At 69.1% G+C, this 18,082-nt stretch carries 14 protein-coding genes; 5 read left to right on the top strand and 9 right to left on the bottom strand.

The genetic code is table 11. The features are described from left to right. Positions 1-229 precede the first annotated feature (229 nt). Positions 230-1,225, bottom strand: coding sequence for a stage II sporulation protein M (locus tag ITJ61_RS19105; protein ID WP_104299641.1), 996 nt, complete (start codon positions 1,223-1,225; stop codon positions 230-232). A 16-nt stretch (positions 1,226-1,241) separates the two neighbouring features. On the opposite strand from ITJ61_RS19105, the gene ITJ61_RS19100 reads away from it, so the two are divergent. After that, the gene (locus tag ITJ61_RS19100) at positions 1,242-2,108 is read left to right on the top strand and encodes an RDD family protein (protein WP_194687142.1); all 867 of its coding nucleotides are present in this window, start codon (positions 1,242-1,244) and stop codon (positions 2,106-2,108) included. A gap of 142 nt (positions 2,109-2,250) precedes the next feature. On the opposite strand, the gene ahcY is transcribed toward ITJ61_RS19100, so the two are convergent. From ahcY to ITJ61_RS19085, 3 genes are read right to left on the bottom strand one after another with little or no spacing between them, the layout of a single operon-like run. Further along, positions 2,251-3,723, bottom strand: coding sequence for an adenosylhomocysteinase (ahcY, locus tag ITJ61_RS19095; protein ID WP_194687141.1), 1,473 nt, complete (start codon positions 3,721-3,723; stop codon positions 2,251-2,253). Between the two features lie 45 nt (positions 3,724-3,768). Next, complete coding sequence (locus tag ITJ61_RS19090) at positions 3,769-5,211, bottom strand: phosphomannomutase/phosphoglucomutase (protein ID WP_104242947.1); 1,443 nt, start codon at positions 5,209-5,211, stop codon at positions 3,769-3,771. Continuing rightward, positions 5,208-5,414: a DUF3499 family protein gene (locus tag ITJ61_RS19085; RefSeq protein ID WP_104242949.1), complete on the bottom strand. Its 207-nt coding sequence runs from the start codon at positions 5,412-5,414 to the stop codon at positions 5,208-5,210. The genes ITJ61_RS19090 and ITJ61_RS19085 overlap by 4 nt, the downstream gene beginning before the upstream one ends. 35 nt (positions 5,415-5,449) lie before the next feature. On the opposite strand from ITJ61_RS19085, the gene ITJ61_RS19080 reads away from it, so the two are divergent. Then, positions 5,450-5,911 (top strand): hypothetical protein, encoded by a 462-nt coding sequence (locus tag ITJ61_RS19080; protein ID WP_181057986.1) that lies wholly within the window; start codon positions 5,450-5,452, stop codon positions 5,909-5,911. 20 nt (positions 5,912-5,931) lie between these two features. Here the strand turns inward: ITJ61_RS19080 and ITJ61_RS19075 are convergent, their stop codons facing one another. From ITJ61_RS19075 to manA, 4 genes are all read right to left on the bottom strand, one after another. Further along, the gene (locus ITJ61_RS19075) at positions 5,932-7,416 is read right to left on the bottom strand and encodes a DUF5719 family protein (protein ID WP_146082010.1); all 1,485 of its coding nucleotides are present in this window, start codon (positions 7,414-7,416) and stop codon (positions 5,932-5,934) included. Continuing rightward, positions 7,403-10,378 (bottom strand): glycosyltransferase family 2 protein, encoded by a 2,976-nt coding sequence (locus ITJ61_RS19070; RefSeq protein WP_194687140.1) that lies wholly within the window; start codon positions 10,376-10,378, stop codon positions 7,403-7,405. Before ITJ61_RS19070 ends, ITJ61_RS19075 begins: the two co-directional genes overlap by 14 nt. A gap of 173 nt (positions 10,379-10,551) precedes the next feature. Continuing rightward, entirely contained in the window at positions 10,552-10,869 is a 318-nt protein-coding gene (locus ITJ61_RS19065) for a WhiB family transcriptional regulator (protein ID WP_104242955.1), read from the bottom strand. 228 nt (positions 10,870-11,097) lie between these two features. Next, positions 11,098-12,429, bottom strand: coding sequence for a mannose-6-phosphate isomerase, class I (gene manA / locus ITJ61_RS19060; protein WP_228497215.1), 1,332 nt, complete (start codon positions 12,427-12,429; stop codon positions 11,098-11,100). Between the two features lie 236 nt (positions 12,430-12,665). On the opposite strand from manA, the gene ITJ61_RS19055 reads away from it, so the two are divergent. The 3 genes from ITJ61_RS19055 to ITJ61_RS19045 all read left to right on the top strand — a co-directional run bounded on the left by ITJ61_RS19055 (position 12,666) and on the right by ITJ61_RS19045 (position 16,575). Beyond that, the gene (locus ITJ61_RS19055) at positions 12,666-13,853 is read left to right on the top strand and encodes an acyl-CoA dehydrogenase family protein (protein ID WP_104242957.1); all 1,188 of its coding nucleotides are present in this window, start codon (positions 12,666-12,668) and stop codon (positions 13,851-13,853) included. Between the two features lie 78 nt (positions 13,854-13,931). After that, the gene (locus ITJ61_RS20445; RefSeq protein WP_104242959.1) at positions 13,932-15,407 is read left to right on the top strand and encodes an O-antigen ligase family protein; all 1,476 of its coding nucleotides are present in this window, start codon (positions 13,932-13,934) and stop codon (positions 15,405-15,407) included. A gap of 4 nt (positions 15,408-15,411) precedes the next feature. Then, positions 15,412-16,575 (top strand): acyltransferase family protein, encoded by a 1,164-nt coding sequence (locus ITJ61_RS19045; RefSeq protein WP_194687139.1) that lies wholly within the window; start codon positions 15,412-15,414, stop codon positions 16,573-16,575. Here ITJ61_RS19045 and ITJ61_RS19040 read toward each other — a convergent pair. Next, positions 16,572-17,933, bottom strand: a complete 1,362-nt coding sequence (locus tag ITJ61_RS19040) for a hypothetical protein (protein WP_194687138.1) — start codon at positions 17,931-17,933, stop codon at positions 16,572-16,574. The two genes, ITJ61_RS19045 and ITJ61_RS19040, sit on opposite strands and share 4 nt — an antisense overlap. Positions 17,934-18,082 lie beyond the last annotated feature (149 nt).

The following is an 18,082-nucleotide window of genomic DNA, read 5'->3' as shown; positions in this document are numbered from 1 at the left end:
GAGGCAGGAGTTCCGAGTGTAGATCATGTTGCTCCAACTTGCAAGAACAAGTGGCAGATGCTGATCTTTCTTTCGGACTGTCCGGCCCGTGCGACCCGCTCTCGCGTTTCGCTCCGTTGGCCTGACGAGTGATTACATTACGCAGAGACCCGGCGGCACACAACTCGGGGTACATCCCGGGCGTGTCGACCTCTCCGGCCCGCTGCCTGGCGGGCCACCGGCACTGGCGTCACCCTGCGTAGACCCGCCGCGCGCCGCCGTCGAACTTCTCGAGTGCGCCTGTCTCGCCGGCCCGGACCGCGCGACCGCCGAGCCAGAGCGCGTAGACGAGGTAGAGCGCAAGCGCGGCAGCCCCGATCCCGATCTTCACCGGCCACGGCCAGTCCTGCCTCGTCACGAACCCCTCGACCAAGCCGGAGATGAACAGGAAGATCGTCGTGCCGATCGCCACGACGATGAGCGCACGTCCATCGTCAGCCAGAGACTGCATGCGCGTCTTCGCGCCAGGGGCGACCCACGCCCAGAAGATGCGAAGCCCAGCGCCCGCCGCGACGAACACCATCGTCAGTTCAAGCAGTCCGTGAGGCGCGATCCAGAGGAAGAACACATCGAGGTGCCCGTGCGCGCCGAGCACCGCGGCGCTCTGGCCGAGCCCGAGCGCATTCTGCACGAGAACGACCGGCACCCACAGGCCGGTGATGCCGAATGCGATGCACTGCGCGGCGATCCAAGCGTTGTTCGTGAAGACCCTCGCCGCGAAGCTGGATTCCGAGAACTGCGAGTAGTAGCCGACGAAGTCCTCTTCCGCGTACTGCTCCAGCGCGGCCTCGGAGCCGAGGAATCCGAGGATCTCCGGGTTCGCCGTGATCCACCAGTAGCTGAGCACGCCCACGAGCAACGTGAATACCGCTGCACCGAGCGTCCACCAGCGAACGCGGTAGAGCGCAGCGGGCAGGGCAAGAGTGAAGAACGTGCCGAGGACCAGCAGGATGTTGCGCCCTGCCCCAGTGAACCTGCCGCGCGCCCGCGACAGCTGCACGGAGAGGAACTCTCCCTCGCGGGTCTCGCCGTAGCTCGTTCGGAGGGCCGAGAGCTCGGTCGACGAGTCCTGGTATCGCGTGATGAGCTCGTCGATCTCGGCGCCGGTCAGATTCCGGTGCCGAGCCAGCGCCCCCAGGCGCCGCCAATCCGCCGAACGGGCGGTTGTGAGAGCTTCAAGATCCATCTGTTTCAATACTGCCATGGCCACTCAGACGAGACCACGGGAACGCCTGAGCGTCAGCGACGAACAGCTTGTCGCCGGCGAAGGCGTGCATCTCGACGTCCGGCCAGCGGGGTTCGCGCTCCGCGCGGCATCGGCCGCCCTCGATGCGCTGGTCTACATGGTCGGATACGTCGGCCTCCTCATCCTGACCATGACGGTCCTCTCGAGCGACGACTTCCCGTTCGCCATCGACGAGGCGCTCATGAGCGCCATCGCCCTCTCGCTTCTCGTCGTCTGCCTCGTCATCGCTCCGTGCGTCGTCGAGACCCTCTCGCACGGCCGATCGGTGGGGAAGCTCGCCACCGGGCTGCGCATCGTTCGCGACGACGGGGGCGCGTCAGGGTTCCGGCAGGCGCTCATCCGCTCCCTGCTCGGATTCATCGAGCTGTACGGCACCTTCGGCGGCATCGCCATCATCACCGGCCTCGTCAACGGCAGGGCCAAGCGGCTCGGCGACATCCTGGCGGGCACCACCTGCCAGCGCGAACGTGCCCCGAAGCTCAGAAGCCACCTCGGGCCGATGCCCCAGCAGCTCATCGCCTGGGCCGGGATCGCCGACGCCGGGAGGCTGCCGGACCGAACCGCTCGCCGCATCCTGGACTACCTCGACCAGGCTGAGCACCTCACGCCCGCGCACCGGGACCGAGCCGCCGGCGAGATCGCGCGCGAGACACTCCCCCACGTGCACCCGATCCCCGACGTCGACGCCGACACCTACCTGCGAGGCCTCGCCGTGCTGCGCCGCGATCGAGAGCTCGCCGCGCTCTCCGCCATCGGCCGTCGGGAGGCGGCGCTGGCCCCGACGCTCAACGGCATGCCCCACTCGTTCCCGGACCGAGGCTGAGCCGCGGGTCAGAGCTCGGTTCCCGGGCGGGCCGTGTCGGGACCCGACGGCGCACTGCAGCGCGAACAGCCGCAGCCCGCCAGGGTTCTCCCCTGTCGGGCTGCGGATTCTCGCGTGCCTGCCGATGCGCGGCGGGCGAGATTCAGTACCGGTAGTGGTCGACCTTGTACGGGCCGTCGACGGCGACGCCGATGTAGTCGGCCTGCTCGGGGGTCAGCTCGGTGAGCTTCACGCCGAGGGCATCCAGGTGAAGACGCGCGACCTGCTCGTCCAGGTGCTTCGGCAGCACGTGAACTCCGAGCGGGTAGGCGTCGAGGCGCTGCCAGAGCTCGAGCTGCGCCAGCACCTGGTTCGTGAAGGAACTGCTCATGACGAAGGAGGGGTGACCGGTCGCGTTGCCGAGGTTCAGCAGCCGCCCCTCGGACAGCACCAGCAGCGAGCGCGAGTTCGGGAGGCGCCACTCGTGCACCTGCGCCTTGATCTCCACGCGAGTCGCACCGGCGAGGCCCTCGAGCCCGGCCATGTCGATCTCGTTGTCGAAGTGCCCGACGTTGCCGACGATGGCCATGTGCTTCATGCCGAGCATGTGCTCGAGCGTCAGCACGCTCTTGTTGCCCGTGCACGTGATCCAGATGTCCACCTGGTCGAGGACGTCCTCGACCTTGGCGACCTGGAAGCCGTCCATCGCGGCCTGCCACGCGCAGATCGGGTCGACCTCGCTGACGATGACGCGAGCGCCCTGGCCGCGAAGGGCTTCGGCCGCCCCCTTGCCGACATCCCCGTAGCCGACCACGAAGGCGGTCTTGCCGCCGATGAGCACATCGGTCGCGCGGTTCAGCCCGTCGGGCAGCGAGTGGCGGATGCCGTACGTGTTGTCGAACTTCGACTTCGTCACCGAGTCGTTGACGTTGATGGCCGTGAACTGCAGCTCGCCCCGCTCGGCGAGCTCGTACAGGCGGTGCACGCCCGTCGTCGTCTCCTCCGTGACGCCGCGCACCTCGTCTGCGATGCGGGTGAAGTGGCCGGCGTCGACGGCGAGCGAGGCGCGGATGGTGTCGAGGACAACCCGCATCTCGACGCTGTCGGCGTCGCTCGCGTCACGGACGGCTCCCGCGATCTCGGCCTCCCGGCCGAGGTGCACGAGCATCGTCGCGTCGCCGCCGTCATCGAGGATGAGGTTGGGGCCGACGGCACCCTCTGCGCTCCAGTCGAAGATGCGCGAGGTGCACCACCAGTACTCCTCGAGCGTCTCGCCCTTCCAGGCGAACACGGGGATGCCCTTCGGCTCCTCGACCGTGCCGTCGGGCCCGACAGCGACGGCAGCAGCGGCTTCATCCTGCGTGGAGAAGATGTTGCAGCTGGCCCAGCGCACCTCGGCACCGAGGTCGGTGAGGGTCTCGATGAGCACCGCGGTCTGCACCGTCATGTGCAGCGAGCCGGCGATGCGTGCGCCGGCGAGCGGGTTCTGTCCCGCGTACTGGGCCCGCAGCGCCATGAGCCCAGGCATCTCGATCTCTGCCAGACGGATCTGGTGGCGCCCCGCCGGCGCGAGCGCCAGATCTGCGACGACGAACGGACGTTCGGTGGAGAGCTCGATACCTGACGTTGGTGCCATGACTGCTGCTTCCTTGCTACGGGTGTGGTGGATGCTGCGGGCCTGCTACTCGGCCCGGATGAGGCCGAGCACCTGGTCGCGCAGCGACTGCAGGCGCGCCTCGTCCTTCGCCTCGGCGTTCAGGCGCAGGAGCGGCTCGGTGTTGGAGGCTCGCACGTTGAACCACCAGAAGCCGGTCTCGTCGGAGCCGCGGACCGTGAGGCCGTCGAATTCCTCGAACTCCGCGGTGCTCGCGAAGGTGTCGACGATGCGCGCGAGCGCCGCAGGCACGTCGGCGACCGTCGAGTTGATCTCACCGGAGGCGAAGTAGGGGTTCTCGAGCCCGCCGATCTCCGAGAGCTGCTTGTCGGAGCCGCCCACGGCTGCGAGCACGTGCATCGCCGCGAGCATGCCGTTGTCGGCACTCCAGAAGTCGCGGAAGTAGTAGTGCGCGGAGTGCTCTCCGCCGAAGACCGCATTCGTGGCAGCCATCTGCGCCTTGATGAGCGAGTGGCCGACCTTCGTCTGGACGGCCTTCGCGCCCTCCTGCCTGATTGCCTCCGGAACGTGACGCGAGACGATGAGGTTGTGCAGGATGGTCGGCTCGGTCTCGCCGGCTGCACGGACACGCGCGATCTCGCGGCGCGCGACGATGGCGGTCACGGCGCTCGGCGAGACGGGCTCACCCAGCTCATCGATGAGGAAGCAGCGGTCCGCATCGCCGTCGAAGGCGAGGCCGAGATCGGCGCCATGCTCGATGACGGCCGCCTGCAGGTCGACGAGGTTCTTGGGGTCGAGCGGGTTGGCCTCGTGGTTCGGGAACGTGCCGTCGAGCTCGAAGTACATGGGGATGATCTCGAGTGGCAGGGCTCCGAGGCCGGCCGCCTCGCCGAGCACGGCGGGAACCGTGAGGCCGCCCATCCCGTTGCCGGCGTCGACGACGATCTTGAGCTGGCGGATGCCCGAGAGGTCGACCAGTTCGCGCAGGTAGGCCGCGTAGTCGGCGAGCACGTCGATGCGCTGCTCCTCGCCCGGCTGCTCGACGGCGGCGATGCCCTCATCGAGGAAGGCTGCCGCGCGATCGCGGATCGCGGAGAGGCCCGTGTCGAAGCTCAGCGCCTTCGCGCCGGCGAGCGACAGCTTGATGCCGTTGTAGGCGGCAGGGTTGTGGCTGGCGGTGAACATCGCGGCGGCCGCGTCGTACCGGCCGGACGCGAAGTAGTCCTCGTCGGTCGAGCAGAGCCCGATATGCGTGACGTTCGCGCCCCTCGCGGTCGCGCCGCGAGCGAAGGCCGTCGCGAAGCCCGGAGAGGAGTCGCGCATGTCGTGGCCGACGACGACCGTCTGGCCGGACAGCGCGAATTCGTCGACGAAGCCGGCGCCGAGCGCCGTCACGAGCGTCTCGGTGAGCTCGCTGCCGACGAGCCCCCGAACGTCGTAGCTCTTCACGACACCAGAGAGAGAACCCCGCTCGTCACTCGACGCGGGTGCGATTGCCACAGAAGTCATGAACCCAAAACTACCGGACGCATCATGCTCCAGCCCTGCGGTGGCGTCGAGCGCTCCGCGTGGCGCGCGCACAGGTCGTAGCTGTGGGGTTCGGCGGCGAGCGCAAGCGGGCCGATGACGGCGAGCTTGTCCTCGTAGTCGAAGGTCAGCGTGTACTCCGCCTTGCGGGTGCACGCGACTCGTGAGCATGGTCGATTGGACATCGGCGCAAGTCTACGCCGGGCGTAAACTCGCAGGCATGCCACGTCGCCGCCGGGAGAAGAAGTCCGAGAACGCCAGGAGGCAGGCCCGCCCTGAGCGGGGCCTTGCCCGCGGCAGGCACGGCAGGGGCATCCGCTCGAGTGTCGCCGGGCCGTACCTGCCGATGCTCACGGGTCGGGTGGTCCGGTTCGAGAACCACGTGGCCGATGCGATGAACTACCTGCGCGCAGCCAACCCCGAGCGGCTCGCGAATGTGCAGGTGGACATCGCGAACGTGCCGAAGACCCTGCAGCATGCGGATGGCATGGATCGTTGGCACGTCGAGTCACCGAACCGCATCATCCTGTACCGGGTCGCGATAGATCGCCTCGCACGACTGCACTGCGAGGACCCGGTCCACTACCGGATGCTCGTGGAGCGGTGCGTGCTGCAGGCCGTCGCCGAGCTGCTCGGCTCCGACCCGTGGGACATCGCGCCGGAGCGCTTCGGCGACGAGTAGCTCCCCGCCGCCTGCCTGCCTCAGCGGTAGACGGTGATGACCTCGGCGAGCGGGTTTCCCGCGTAGCTCGGGATGGCCGCGAGCTGACCGTCGCCCGCGTAGGCGAGCTGGACCGAGACCCGGTCGAGCCCCTCGAGCCGGTACTCGCGCGAGGCCTCGACGTCGATGGACGTCGTGCCGTTGGCCGGAATCGTGACGGCTGTCTCCGTGCCGTCCTCCGCGATGAGCGTCGCGGTCTTCTCGACCCCGTCGGCGTCGGCGAGCTGCAGCTTGGGAGACGGGCCGTTCGGCACGGCGACGACCTGGCTGTCGCTCAGGACGGGGACCGGCAGGTACCAGGCCAGGTCCGATGCTGTGGCGGTGGCGGTGGTCTGCACGGCGGCGACGACGGGGTTGCTCGCTTCGATCCCGAGCGTGTACTGGCCGATCGGATACCCCGTCAGCGGGATCTCCGTGGTCCGTCCGCCCTCGATGGTGAGCGAGATCGGCTCCAGGGCGGTGCCGGCCGCGTCGCGCACGTCGACGGTGAGCTCCGTCTGCTCGTCTCCGGGCGCGAGGACTCGCAGCGTCGCGCCGCGCTCGAGCACCAGCGTGCCCTCGGCTTCCGACGCAGTGCTCGTCGAGGGGACGCCGACGATCGCGAGCGAGGTGCTCGGCGCATCCTGGGCCCCGATGATCTCGATGCCGCTCGGCGTCGCGCCTGAGGTGCGGGTCTGGTGCAGCGTCGAGATGATGCTTCCGGAGACGGCTTCCACGTGCACGACCAGATCGCCTCGATCGGGCGCGACCCCCTCGAGGCTCACGACCTCCCTGCTGCTCGCGGGCACGACGATCTCGCGGATCGTCGGAGCCTGCACGACGCCGTCTGCCGTCGAGACCGTGACGCGCACGTCGGCGGCCTGGTCGGCGGAGTTCACCATGACGAGCTGCGTGCTGCTGCCCTCCGCCGTGCTGCCTCCGACCAGCCACTGCTCTGCGGATGGCATCCGGCAGGCCGTGGCTGCGAAGCCCCCGGCCGAGGGCTGCGCGAGCTCGAGCGTCTGGGCCGCAGCGAACGCCGTCGGCGACCCGTCCTCGGTCAGGCCAGGCACCGTGAAGCGGACGGGCGCGAGCGCCTGCTGCTGGTCGGCCGCAGGCGTGGAGGCGACGACCGGCTCGACCTCGAGCCCGCCTTCGTCGCCCGCGAGTCGGATGCTCGTGGTGCCGAGCGTCGCGGGGAGCGTCGGGTCGTCGGTCGCGAGCCCGAGCAGCGTGAGGGGGCCGGGGCACACGCGATCCTGCGCGCTCGCGACAGGGCTCACGAGGACGGAGTTCGCGGAGGCGACGACGACGCCCTCCGGCGCGAGCTGCACGGCCGCGACGACGCCCCCGACCGCGACGATGGCGGCGCCGACGCTCAGGGCGCGCCAGACCGGCCGCCGTGCGTGCCGCTTTCCGGGCGCCTTGCGGGCTGCGTCGTCTGCGGCACGCGCCTCGGCGATCACCTTCGACTCATCGAGCGTCATGGTCGCCTCCCCGTGCACCTGTGCCGAGCACGTCATCGTCGTCGTCGAAGTCGTCGACCGTCAGCGCGGTGACATCGCGCCGCAGCATCCGCTCGTCGCCGTCCGTGTCGCCGTCGAGGTCGTACCACGGGCGCCCGCTGGTCTTCTCCCGGCGGCGCACATCGGCGGCGCGGGCGCTGAGCCCTCCGGTCGGGAGGGCGGCGAGGAGCGTCAGGGCAAGGAGCACACCCTGCACGATGAGCATCGACCGACCGAGCGTGGTTCCGGTGTTCGCGGTATCGAGCGGACCGGAGACACTCGGGTCGGTCGGCTCCAGCGTGGGGCCGACGACCTGCCAGAGGGTGCCGAACTCCGTTGCCCCGGCCGGGCGCAGCCCGAAGTTCGCGTCGAGGGAGGAGACGAGGCGCCCCTCCATGGTCGCGGCGTCGCTCCCGCCCTCCGGGACGAGCAGGTAGCTGATGCCGAGCGCGTGCAGCTCCTCGGTCGGGCGGTACGAGGAATCCGAGGCGAAGTTCACGGCCAGCTCCGCCAGGCGCTGGTCGCCCGCGGAGAAGCCGACGCTCGTGGTGCGCAGCGTCGACTGCGAGTCCAGGCTGTCGCCGGTGCCGCGCTCGAGACGCACCTCGACGGCGCCGCTCGCGAGCGGCGCGATCACGAGGGTGCCGACCTCGTCAGAGGCACGGCCCTGAGCATCCACGATGGCGGGCAGCGATCGGCCGTCGCCGGCACCGACCAGCGCGTCGCCGCGCAGGAGTGCCGTCGCGGGAAGAGCAGCCAGGAGCACGATGCCGACCAGCGTGACACCGGCGAAGACCTGCGAAAGCCGGGGGCGGAGCGCGCCGAGCGTTGCCGCGGCCGAGATCAGGGCACCCAGCCACATGAGCGACTGCGCGCTGCCGGGCCACAGCGAGATGCTCTCGACCCCGACGTGCGAGAAGCCGAAGCGGCTCGCCGCCGCCGCGGTCACGAAGCCGAGCAGCAGCAGCTGCAGGCCGAAGAGCGACGCGCGCCAGTTTCGGCTGCCGGGGGCGAGCAGCGCCAGGAGGAAGAGCGGAGCCACCAGGGCCGCGGCGACGATGGGGACCGCAGGGGAACCCTCGAGCAGCCCGCCAGCCCAGCTCGGGTCCTCGAGCAGGGACCCGGGGAAGCCGAGGAGCATCTGCCACGCATCAGGAGCAGTGCTCGCGAGCGGGACTCCAGGGTCCGCGAACAGCGCGAGCGGGCGCCCCCGGTTCCACTGCGCGACGGCGAGTGGCGCGAACAGCACCAGGGTCGGCACCGCGGTCAGCAGGCGCTGGACGAAGCCCCGCCCGCCGATGACGAGCCATACGAGCCACACGATGGCGATGGGCAGTGCCAGGATCGGGGCGGCCGCGATCGCGATCGCCGCGAGCAGCCCCGTCGCAGCCGCGCGCGACCAGTTCCTCGACGCGCTCAGCGCGGAGAAGATGAGCCATGGGAGCACGAGGTGCGCGATGACGGCGGCGATGCGCCCTTCCGCGAGCGCGACGACGAGCGGTGGCGCGAGCATCCAGGCGAAGGCGGCGAACGCCCGCAGCCCGGCCCGGTTGGTGAGGCGCGCCACGAGGAGCCATGCACCCATCGCGGCGAGCGGGAGCGCGAACAGCCACAGCAGCACGATGCTGAGGCTCGGGTGCCAGAAGGTGAGGGTGCCGAGCACCGCGAGCACGTAGGTGAAGGGATCGGCGACGCCGAACGCGCCGTCCCCGACATCTCGGACCCCGTACCCGGTGCGCCCCCAGAGCGTGCCGATGGAATCGGCCAGCGGCAGGAGGCCACCGCCGGAGAGCGTCGACTGGCCGATGAGGGACAGGCCGAGGCCGAGGCCCAGGACGGTCGAGACGAGCAGCACCCAGAGTCCTCCGGAGCCGACGAGCGAGTACCGCTCACGCTCCTCGTGCGTGAGGGCACGCAGCTCCTCGCGCTGCAGACCGAGCGTCTTCTGGTTCTCCTCGGCGCTCACGAGCAGCGGCTCGATGACGGTCCACGGCTCGGTGCGCGTCTTCGCGAACTGCGCCCTCGAGCGGGCGGCCCCGGTCTTGCCGAACGTCACGCGCGACGCGGAGCGGAGCTCGGCGAGGATACGGCGCGGACGCTTCCGCACGAGGTGCCAGATGCCCTTGAGCAGAGCGATCGGGATGAGCAGCAGCCGCAGGACGCCGAACGCCGCTGCTGGGGTCTTCGTCAGACTGCGGTGCACCCTGGCGGTGTCTCTGGCAGCTTCCACCGCCGAGGCGCTCATCCCGGGGTTCATCGCGGCCGTCCCCGGCGCTTCGGGGTCGCAGGCGACTCGCGCTGAGGGGGTCAGCAGCACGCGGCCGCCGGCAAGCCACACCCGCGTGCAGAAGTCGAGCGCGTCATCGACGGCGGGAAGGCCAGGATCGAAGCCCTCGAGCGCGAGCCACGGCTCGCGACGAACCAGCATGCCGCCGGCCGCGACGCCGAGGACGTCGGAGTCCTGGTCGAACTGCCCCTGGTCCAGCTCGTCTTCGCGGAGTCGCAGGCTCTCGCCGTTCTGCAGCATCGACTGGCCGAACTCGACGAGCGTCGCGGCGTCGTCGCTGCGGACGAGCTTCGGGCCGGTCACCTCGAGCGAGGGGTTCCGCTCGGCGGTGTCGAGGAGCTGCTCGAGCGCGTCGTGCTCTGGAGCGTTGTCGGCGCTGAGCAGCCAGAGCCAGTCGCCCTCCGACTGCAGCCCCTGCTCCTCGAGGACGGCCACCGCCTCGGCGAGCGCGGCACCGAACGTCGTCTCGGTCTCCAGCGTCAGCAGGATGTCGGGTTCGGCCGCGCGCATGACCTCGAGCGTCGAGTCCGTCGACGCGAGATTCACCATCACGACGCGGTCCGGGATGCGCGACGATCCCTCGAGCGCGGCGATGGTGCGCTCGAGCGAGCGCGACGCATCTCGCGCGACAAGGATTGCGGTGACTCCGGGACGCATTGAACGAATGGTATTCGGCTCCCCCGAGCGATGCCGCATTGCGAGCGGCAAGCCGCGAACACGCGCACCCCGGTGTCACCGCCAGCGGACGCACGAAGGGCCCCGCACGACCGAAGTCGTCACGGGGCCCATCAACGTGGCCCGCTCGGTCACGCGGACCGGGCTCTCGGCGGTTACGCGAGCTTGCGCAGCTTGCGCCGCTCGCGCTCGCTCAGCCCACCCCAGATGCCGAAGCGCTCGTCGTTGGACAGCGCGTACTCGAGGCAGTCGCTCCGGACCTCGCAGGAGTCGCAGATCCGCTTCGCGTCACGCGTCGACCCACCCTTCTCCGGGAAGAAGGCCTCTGGATCGACCTGCGCGCACAGCGCGTCGGCCTGCCATGCGAGCGGGTTGTCGTCGCCGACATTCCTTCGAACTCCTGGGACGCCGAGGTTGACCGGGTCGACATACCAGTCCTCCGGAACCGAGGGGTTCCTCCCTGGAATTGCCATATCACGTTCTCCCCACGTTACTTGCGGGCACCTGCCCGCGCGTCGGAATCATTACATCGTTGTAATTCACCCCGCGTCAAGTCGAAAGCCCTCAACACTAAGCCCGGTCTTGAGACTTTTCGGAGAAGCCGCGCGCGATTCGCGGCGGCGTGTCGCCGAGGATCCCCCGCGAGGTGGCGGGCTGGACCACCCCGGGGGCTCGCAGACCCCCGCGACGAAGATTCTCAGCTAGTCGGCGTGTCGCATCGGCACCGTGTCGCGACGGTCGAGCCCCGGCCCGGCCGCGAAGAGGTCGACGGAGCCGATGACGCGCACGGGCAGCTCATCGGGCGTCACGAACACGGACTCGCCAGCGCTGATCTTCGCCGTGGACTTCGCTCCCTCGAGACGGGCCTCCCCCTCGAGGCACAAGAGCATCGTCGGGCCGTCGAGATGGATGGTCTTCACCGCTTCATCCGGGCCGGGAACGACCCGCACGAGCCGGAAGTCGGGAATCTCGGGCCGGTACTCCTCGACGCCCTCCTGGATGCGCGTCGCGGCGATGTAGGGCGGCGGCACCGGGGCGAAGTCGAGCCGCGCGAGCAGCTCCGGGATGTCGATGTGCTTCGGCGTGAGCCCGCCACGCAGCACGTTGTCGGACGCCGCCATGATCTCGATGCCGAGGCCCCGGACGTAGGCGTGCATGTTGCCGGCGGGGAGGAAGATCGCCTCTCCCCTCCTGATCGTGATGTGGTTGAGCAGCAGCGCCAGCGCGATGCCGGGGTCACCCGGGTACATGCGCGCCAGCGTGGCGATGATGCCCCGCTCCCGAGCGAAGCGCTCGGACTGGTCTCCGGACTCGTCGCCCGCGAGCGCTACCCCGGAGACCGCCGCCACGAGATCGCCGACGGCGTCACCACCCTCGAGGAGCCAGGTCACGAGGGACTGCAGCTCCTCCCCCGTGGAGAGCGACACGACCCGAGCCTCGAAGTCCGCGAGCGCGGCGCGTCCTGCGGGCGGCTGCTCGGCGTCCGACTCCGCGCGGCGCGCGAAGTCGCCGACAACCGCGGCGACCTCGGCGAAGTCGCGGAACCCGGCAAGCGCATCCATCGTCTCGCTGAGTGCGAGGAGCATCTCGGGCTTGTGCAGCGGATCCTTGTAGTTGCGCTCCGGCGCGCTGAGGGGAATGCCGGCCTTGTTCTCGCGCTCGAACCCGAGACGCGCGTCCGTGAGCGTCGGGTGCACCTGGAGCGAGAGCGGGGCCGCCGCAGAGAGCACCTTCAGGAGGTACGGCAGCCGTGGGCCGTCACCCTCGCGCAACCCCATGGCGTAGCGGCCGAGCGCAGCCACCGGCGCCTGCTCGATCCAGGCGTCGAGGGTGGCGGCGCCGCCCGCGAGCTCGGGGTCGACGATTCGGCTCGGGGCACCGGGATGGGCCCCCAACCACAGCTCGGCCTGGGGCACTCCCTCCCAATCGGCGTCGTCGAGGGTGCAGGCGCCGGTCGTGCCGAGCAGCTGCGAGATCGATCCTGGCGCACCCCAGGCGTAATCACGGGGGGCATTCTTCAGTGGCAGAAACATCACGCGAAGGCTACCGAATCTCACCGCCTCTGTGGGAGCGGTGCGGCGAACTGCAGGGCAGACACAAGAGCCCGGCCCCGAATCGCGACCGACTTCGCGGATTCCGCCAAGGCGCTGGCGTGAGCATGGTGACGCTTCGTAGGCTCGCGGAGCGCTCGCTTCGCCGCCGCAGCCGGTGCCGCCGGTCCGACGATCGCGGAGCGCCTTCCACCCGCGCGACTCGGAACAGGACGGTCATGGACGACAACGAACTGCAACTTCTGCCAGGCGACTTCACGGGGCTCGAGGCCGAGCTCTCGGCCGAGGAGAGGGGTCTCATCGCCAAGCTTCGCGAGTACCTCGAGCGTGACGTGCGACCCGTCATCGACGAGCACTGGGAGGCCGCGACGTTCCCCACCGAGATCGTCAAGGGTCTCGCTGAGGCCGGCGTGGTCGGCCTCGCCTTCGAGGAGACGCGCCCGTTCCCGAACTCCGCCGTCTTCCGCGGGTGGACGGCCCTCGAGCTCGCCCGGGTCGACGCCAGCGTCGCCACCTATGTTGGCGTGCAGAACGGCCTCGCGCTCGGGGCCATCGGACTGTGCGGTTCCGACGCCCAGCGTGAGCGATGGCTTCCGGCACTCGCCTCCGGCGAGCTCATCGGAGCCTTCGGCCTGACCGAGCCGGGCTCAGGCAGCGACTCGGCCAGGGGCCTCACCACCACGGCAGAGCGAGTCGGCGACGAGTGGGTGCTGAACGGCGCGAAGCGATGGATCGGGAACGCGACGTTCGCCGACATCGTCGTCATCTGGGCCAAGGACGTCGCAGACGGTCAGGTCAAGGGCTTCGTCGTCGACACCTCGCTCCCCGGGTTCACCGCCACCAAGATCGAGCGCAAGGTGTCGCTGCGCATCGTGCAGAACGCCGACATCACGCTCGACGGCGTCCGGGTCCCGGCCGACGCGAAGCTGGAGCACGCCAACTCGTTCAAGGACACCGCCACCGTGCTGCGTCAGACCCGGGCCGAGGTCGCCTGGCTCGCGACCGGCATCGCGGTCGGCGCCTACGAGGCCGCGCTCGCGTACGCGAAGGAGCGGATCCAGTTCGGCGCTCCCATCGCCGCCAGGCAGCTCATCCAAGAGCGACTCGTCGACGCGCTCGGCCTCATCACGTCCAGCATCACGCTCTGCGTGCGCATCTCGCAGCTCGGCGATGCCGACGCGCAGAAGGACGAGCACTCGGCGCTCGCGAAGGCCGTCGCGACGGGCAACATGCGCAAGGTCGTCGCCCTGGCCCGCGAGGTGTGCGGCGGCAACGGCATCGTCGCCGACTACGGGGTCGGCCGGTTCTTCGCCGATGCTGAAGCCATCTACTCGTACGAGGGGACCAGGGAGATGAACACCCTCATCGTGGGCAGGTCGATCACCGGCCACGCAGCCTTCGTGTGAGCACCCCTCCTGCACGCATCGGGGGCTGCATGCGGGGCAGAGGACCCGGGGCGTCCGCAAGTGCGCGAGAATAGGCCGGTGAGCTCCACCCGAACCCCCGCTGAATCTGCCGCGACTGAGCGCGCCCCCTGGCGCCGATTCTTCGCGCAGGTCCCGGGCAGCCCCGGCCTCACCGCGTTCGCGACCTTCACGTTCTTCACAGCGTTCGCGGGTGACTTCTGGCGGAACCTCGTGACCTGGTACGGCTTCGGGGTCATCGTCCTCGTCATCATCGGAATCTCCATCTGGCTGCTCGCGAGCAAGAAGCCGCTGCCGAAGATCATGCACTTGCCCTCGGCGCTCATCGCCTTCGTCGCCTGGTGCGCGCTGTCCATCATCTGGTCGATCTACCGCCCCGAGTCGCTCCTCGGCTTCGGCATCCAGCTCGTGACCGTCATCGTGGCACTTGCCATGGCCGTCTCCCTCACGAAGCCGCAGTTCCTGCGGGCGTTCAGCGCGGCGATGCGGTGGATCCTCGGCCTCTCCCTGGCCTTCGAGGTCGTCGTCGCCCTCTTCTTCCCCGGCGGGGTGCTCCCCCTGGCGCTGCTCATCCCCGGCGAGCTCGAACGCGTGACCGGCATCCCGGGAGCAACCGCCGAGACCGTCCCGGCCGCCTTCCTCTGGAGCCAGGGCCACATCTTCGCCGGAAGCGCCATCCAGGGCATCCTCGGCAATCGCAACCTGCTCGCCATGGCCGCCCTCCTCTGCGTCATCGCCGTCGCCGTGCAGTGGTACGCGAAGCAGATGCGGCGCTGGCCCGCCCTCACCTGGATCGCCCTCGGCCTCATCGCCATCCTGCTGTGCAAATCGGCGACCGTCTTCGTCGGCTGCGCCGTCGTGCTGCTCGCCGTCGCGCTCGTCTTCGTGGCGAGACCGCTGAGCAACGCGCAGCGGTGGGGCATGTACGGCGCCGTCTTCGCGATCATGCTCATCATCGGCTGGGTCGTGCTGCAGTTCAACACGCAGCTGTTCGGCCTCATCAACCGCTCGAGCGACATGTCGGGACGCGGCGACATCTGGGCGGAGGTCGGACGCCTCGGCAGCGAGCATTGGCTGACGGGCATGGGCTGGATCAGCTACTGGGCACCATGGGTCGAACCCTTCAAGGGGCTCCTCGTCGTCGACGGAGTGCACTTCCTGCAAGCCCACAACGCCTACCTCGACGTCTGGATGCAGACGGGCCTCATCGGAGCGTTCTTCTTCGTCGGCATCGTGCTCTCGACCCTCATCCGCACCTGGTGGCTCGCCGTCGATCGGCCGCAGACCGACGCAAGCGGCCCGCGGGACTTCCCGCCGACGGCCATGCTCGCGTTCCTCCTCATGGTGGCGCTCACCGTGCAGTCGCTGACCGAGTCGAGGCTGCTCGTCGAGGGCAACTGGCTGCTGCTCTGCTATCTGGCGATCTACTCGAAGCTGCGCATCCAGGACCTCCCGGCGCTGCCGAGGCGCACCATCTCGACCAAGACCGGGCCGCTGCCGATCATCGAACGCAATCGACTCGAGGGCATTGACTGACGCTGTGACTTCTCTTCACCACACGACGGAACCCATGCGCGGACGCAAGACGTGGATGGACCTCCTGCGGGGGTCTGCGATCCTGCTCGTGATCCTGTTCCACGCCTCGGCGCTGCCGGTGATCCTGATCTTCGTGCCGCCCACTGAGTTCGTCGCCGACCTCAACACGTTCTTCGGCCCGTACCGCATGAGCATGCTGCTCGTGCTCTCCGGCATGCTGCTCGGGCGGTCGCTCTCGAAGCCGGCAGGCGTCTACTACGTCAGCAAGGTGCGGACCATCGTGTGGCCGTACCTCGTGTGGGCCGTGATCTACTGGCTTGTCTCCGGGCAGGAAGAGTGGATGGATCCGAGCGCCTGGATCGCGACGAGCTGGCTCTGGTTCCTGTTCTTCCTTGCGATCTACTACGCGGCAGCTCCCCTCCTCGCACGCGTCCGCGGACCCCTGTTCGCGATCGTCCCGGTCGTGCTGTGGAGCTTGAGCGTGCTGCTCCCCGACGGGGACCTGACGAACCTCGCCTACTACGGCGGGTTCTTCTTCGCGGGGCACTTCGTCGCGACGTGGCGGGCGACCTTCACGCGATTCGAGACGATTCCGTGGATGCTCGGCCTCCTCGCCATCGCCGTGACCTTCAGCCTGCTGCTCGTGGCTCAGGACCACGCCTACTACTTCGGCCTCGGCGGCCACCTCGGCGTCTCCCCTGGGGGCCCTGGCGAGCTCGTCGATGCGCTCGACGGCCCCACCATAGACAACCCGACCGGCGAGGTCGCAGGTGCCGACAACGGCACCGTGATCGATCGGCTGTCCGTGCTGTGGATCCCGGTCGTCCTTGCGGGCATCGCTGGCATCATCATGTGGGTTCGCCGCGTCACGGGTGCTCTCGAGGGGCGCGGCGCTGACGCCGCCAAGTGGCTGCAGTACATCGGCCGCAACTCCGTGGTGTTCTACGTCGTCCACTACCCGACGCAGATCTGGATCACCTTCCGAATGGGTGAGGCCGGCGTCGTCGACTCGAACACGACCTTCTGGGCGTGCACGCTCGGCGCGCTCGGGATGAGCTACCTCGCCTGCTGGCTGCGCCGCTTCCGACTCTTCGATGCGTTCTTCGTCTTCCCGAAGCTTCGCAGCACCACACCTGCTCAGCAGGCCAGGGTGACCAGCAGCCCCTAGGTGCCTGGCTGCTGCAGAACGTCGGAGCAGCGGATATCGAATTTGCGGAACTCGGGCGCCGTCTCGAACTGGTAGATCGCGGCCGGGTTCGCCTCGCAGACGGTGAGCGCCTGGCGCCATTGCGGGGTCCACGCCGCGCCTTCGTCGCGAGCGTTGTCGACCTCCGGCCACTGCATGGCGATGTAGGCGAAGAACAGCAGGGTGACCCCGAGGGTTGCGACGCGACTGAAGACGGGCAGCTTCGGACTCACTCTCGAGACGAACGCCGAGGCTGCGAAGGGAAGGCACGCAAGCGCGAACATGCCGGCTGACGCGCCGTAGCGGAGGTTGAGCAGCACCAGGAGCCAGACCTCCCCTTCGATGTCCGCGAACCTGAAGAACCAGAACGGGTTGACGATCAGGGACCCGCCGAACGTCGCGCCGGAGACCAGCAGGAGCGTGACCAGCGCGAAGCGCTCCGGATTCTTGCCGCACACCAGGGCGATGACAGCTGCGAGCGCGAAGGGGATGAGCCCGAGCCACAGGAACCAGGTGCCGTTCTCTGCGAGGTACACCGCGTTGGCCTCGACGTCCCCGTTCCAGATGGGGAGAATCGCGTTGGCGAGCCAGCCGATGATGACGTCCGCGATCTCCACGACCTCGTCGGACTCTGTCCCTCTCGGGTAGTTCAGCCAAGTGAAGACCTGCGCGCCGGCGCCCACGAGGGCGCCCACGGAGACGATGACGTGGGAGAACGTCCTGTTCCAGATGAGCCTCAGCAGCATGAAGGGCACCACGACGACCGCCTGGAACTCCGACAGCGCGCACGCCAGCGCGATGACGGCCCAGAAGATGCCCTCGCGCCTCGAGTTGATCTGGGCTACCGCGATCCACGCGACGAGCCAGAGGCAGTAGGTGTGGATGTTCGCGAGATCGCCGATGATCTCGCGGCTCAGGAGCGGGACCATCACCGGGACGATCGCCATGAGGAATCTCGCCGGCAGCCAGCGCAGGATCCCCCGCGTGAGCCGGAAGGTGGCGGCGCCCACGAAGCCGGCGAACAGCACGCAGAGGATGAAGACGCCCCTGTCGAAGTGCTCGATCGGCACGAATTCGACGAGGCCCGCCGCGAAGAGGCGCGGCAGGAAGTGCTGGTAGCCGGCGTAGGGCTGCAGGAGGGACGCGAACGTGCCGTTCTCGAGCTGCTGCCGCAGGAAGACCGGTCCGTCCTCGGCCCACAGCGCCTGCTGCTCGGCCGGGGCGATGCGAAGCCAGGTCGTGATGGTGACGACGACGAAGACCACGGCGGTCCAGAGCAGCTCGTTCCTGGTCCAGCTCGGTAGGCGACTCAGCCCCTGCTCGACCCTGCTCAGCTTCACAGCCTCTACTGCCTCTACAGCCAACGGACCCCCCAATTATCGCGCGCACCCGTCCGACGGCAGGCCCGTTCGAGCACCGAGCCTACTGGTGCGCGTGGCCGCACTCACGAGGACGTGCCGGGGCACGTGCGCACTCCGCTCTGGACGAA

Origin of the sequence: Pseudoclavibacter sp. VKM Ac-2888 (assembly GCF_015351285.1) — a bacterium.
GTDB lineage: Bacteria > Actinomycetota > Actinomycetes > Actinomycetales > Microbacteriaceae > Pseudoclavibacter.
The sequence above is the reverse complement of the archived record's forward strand: the minus strand, read 5'-3'. Positions and strand labels throughout refer to the sequence as shown.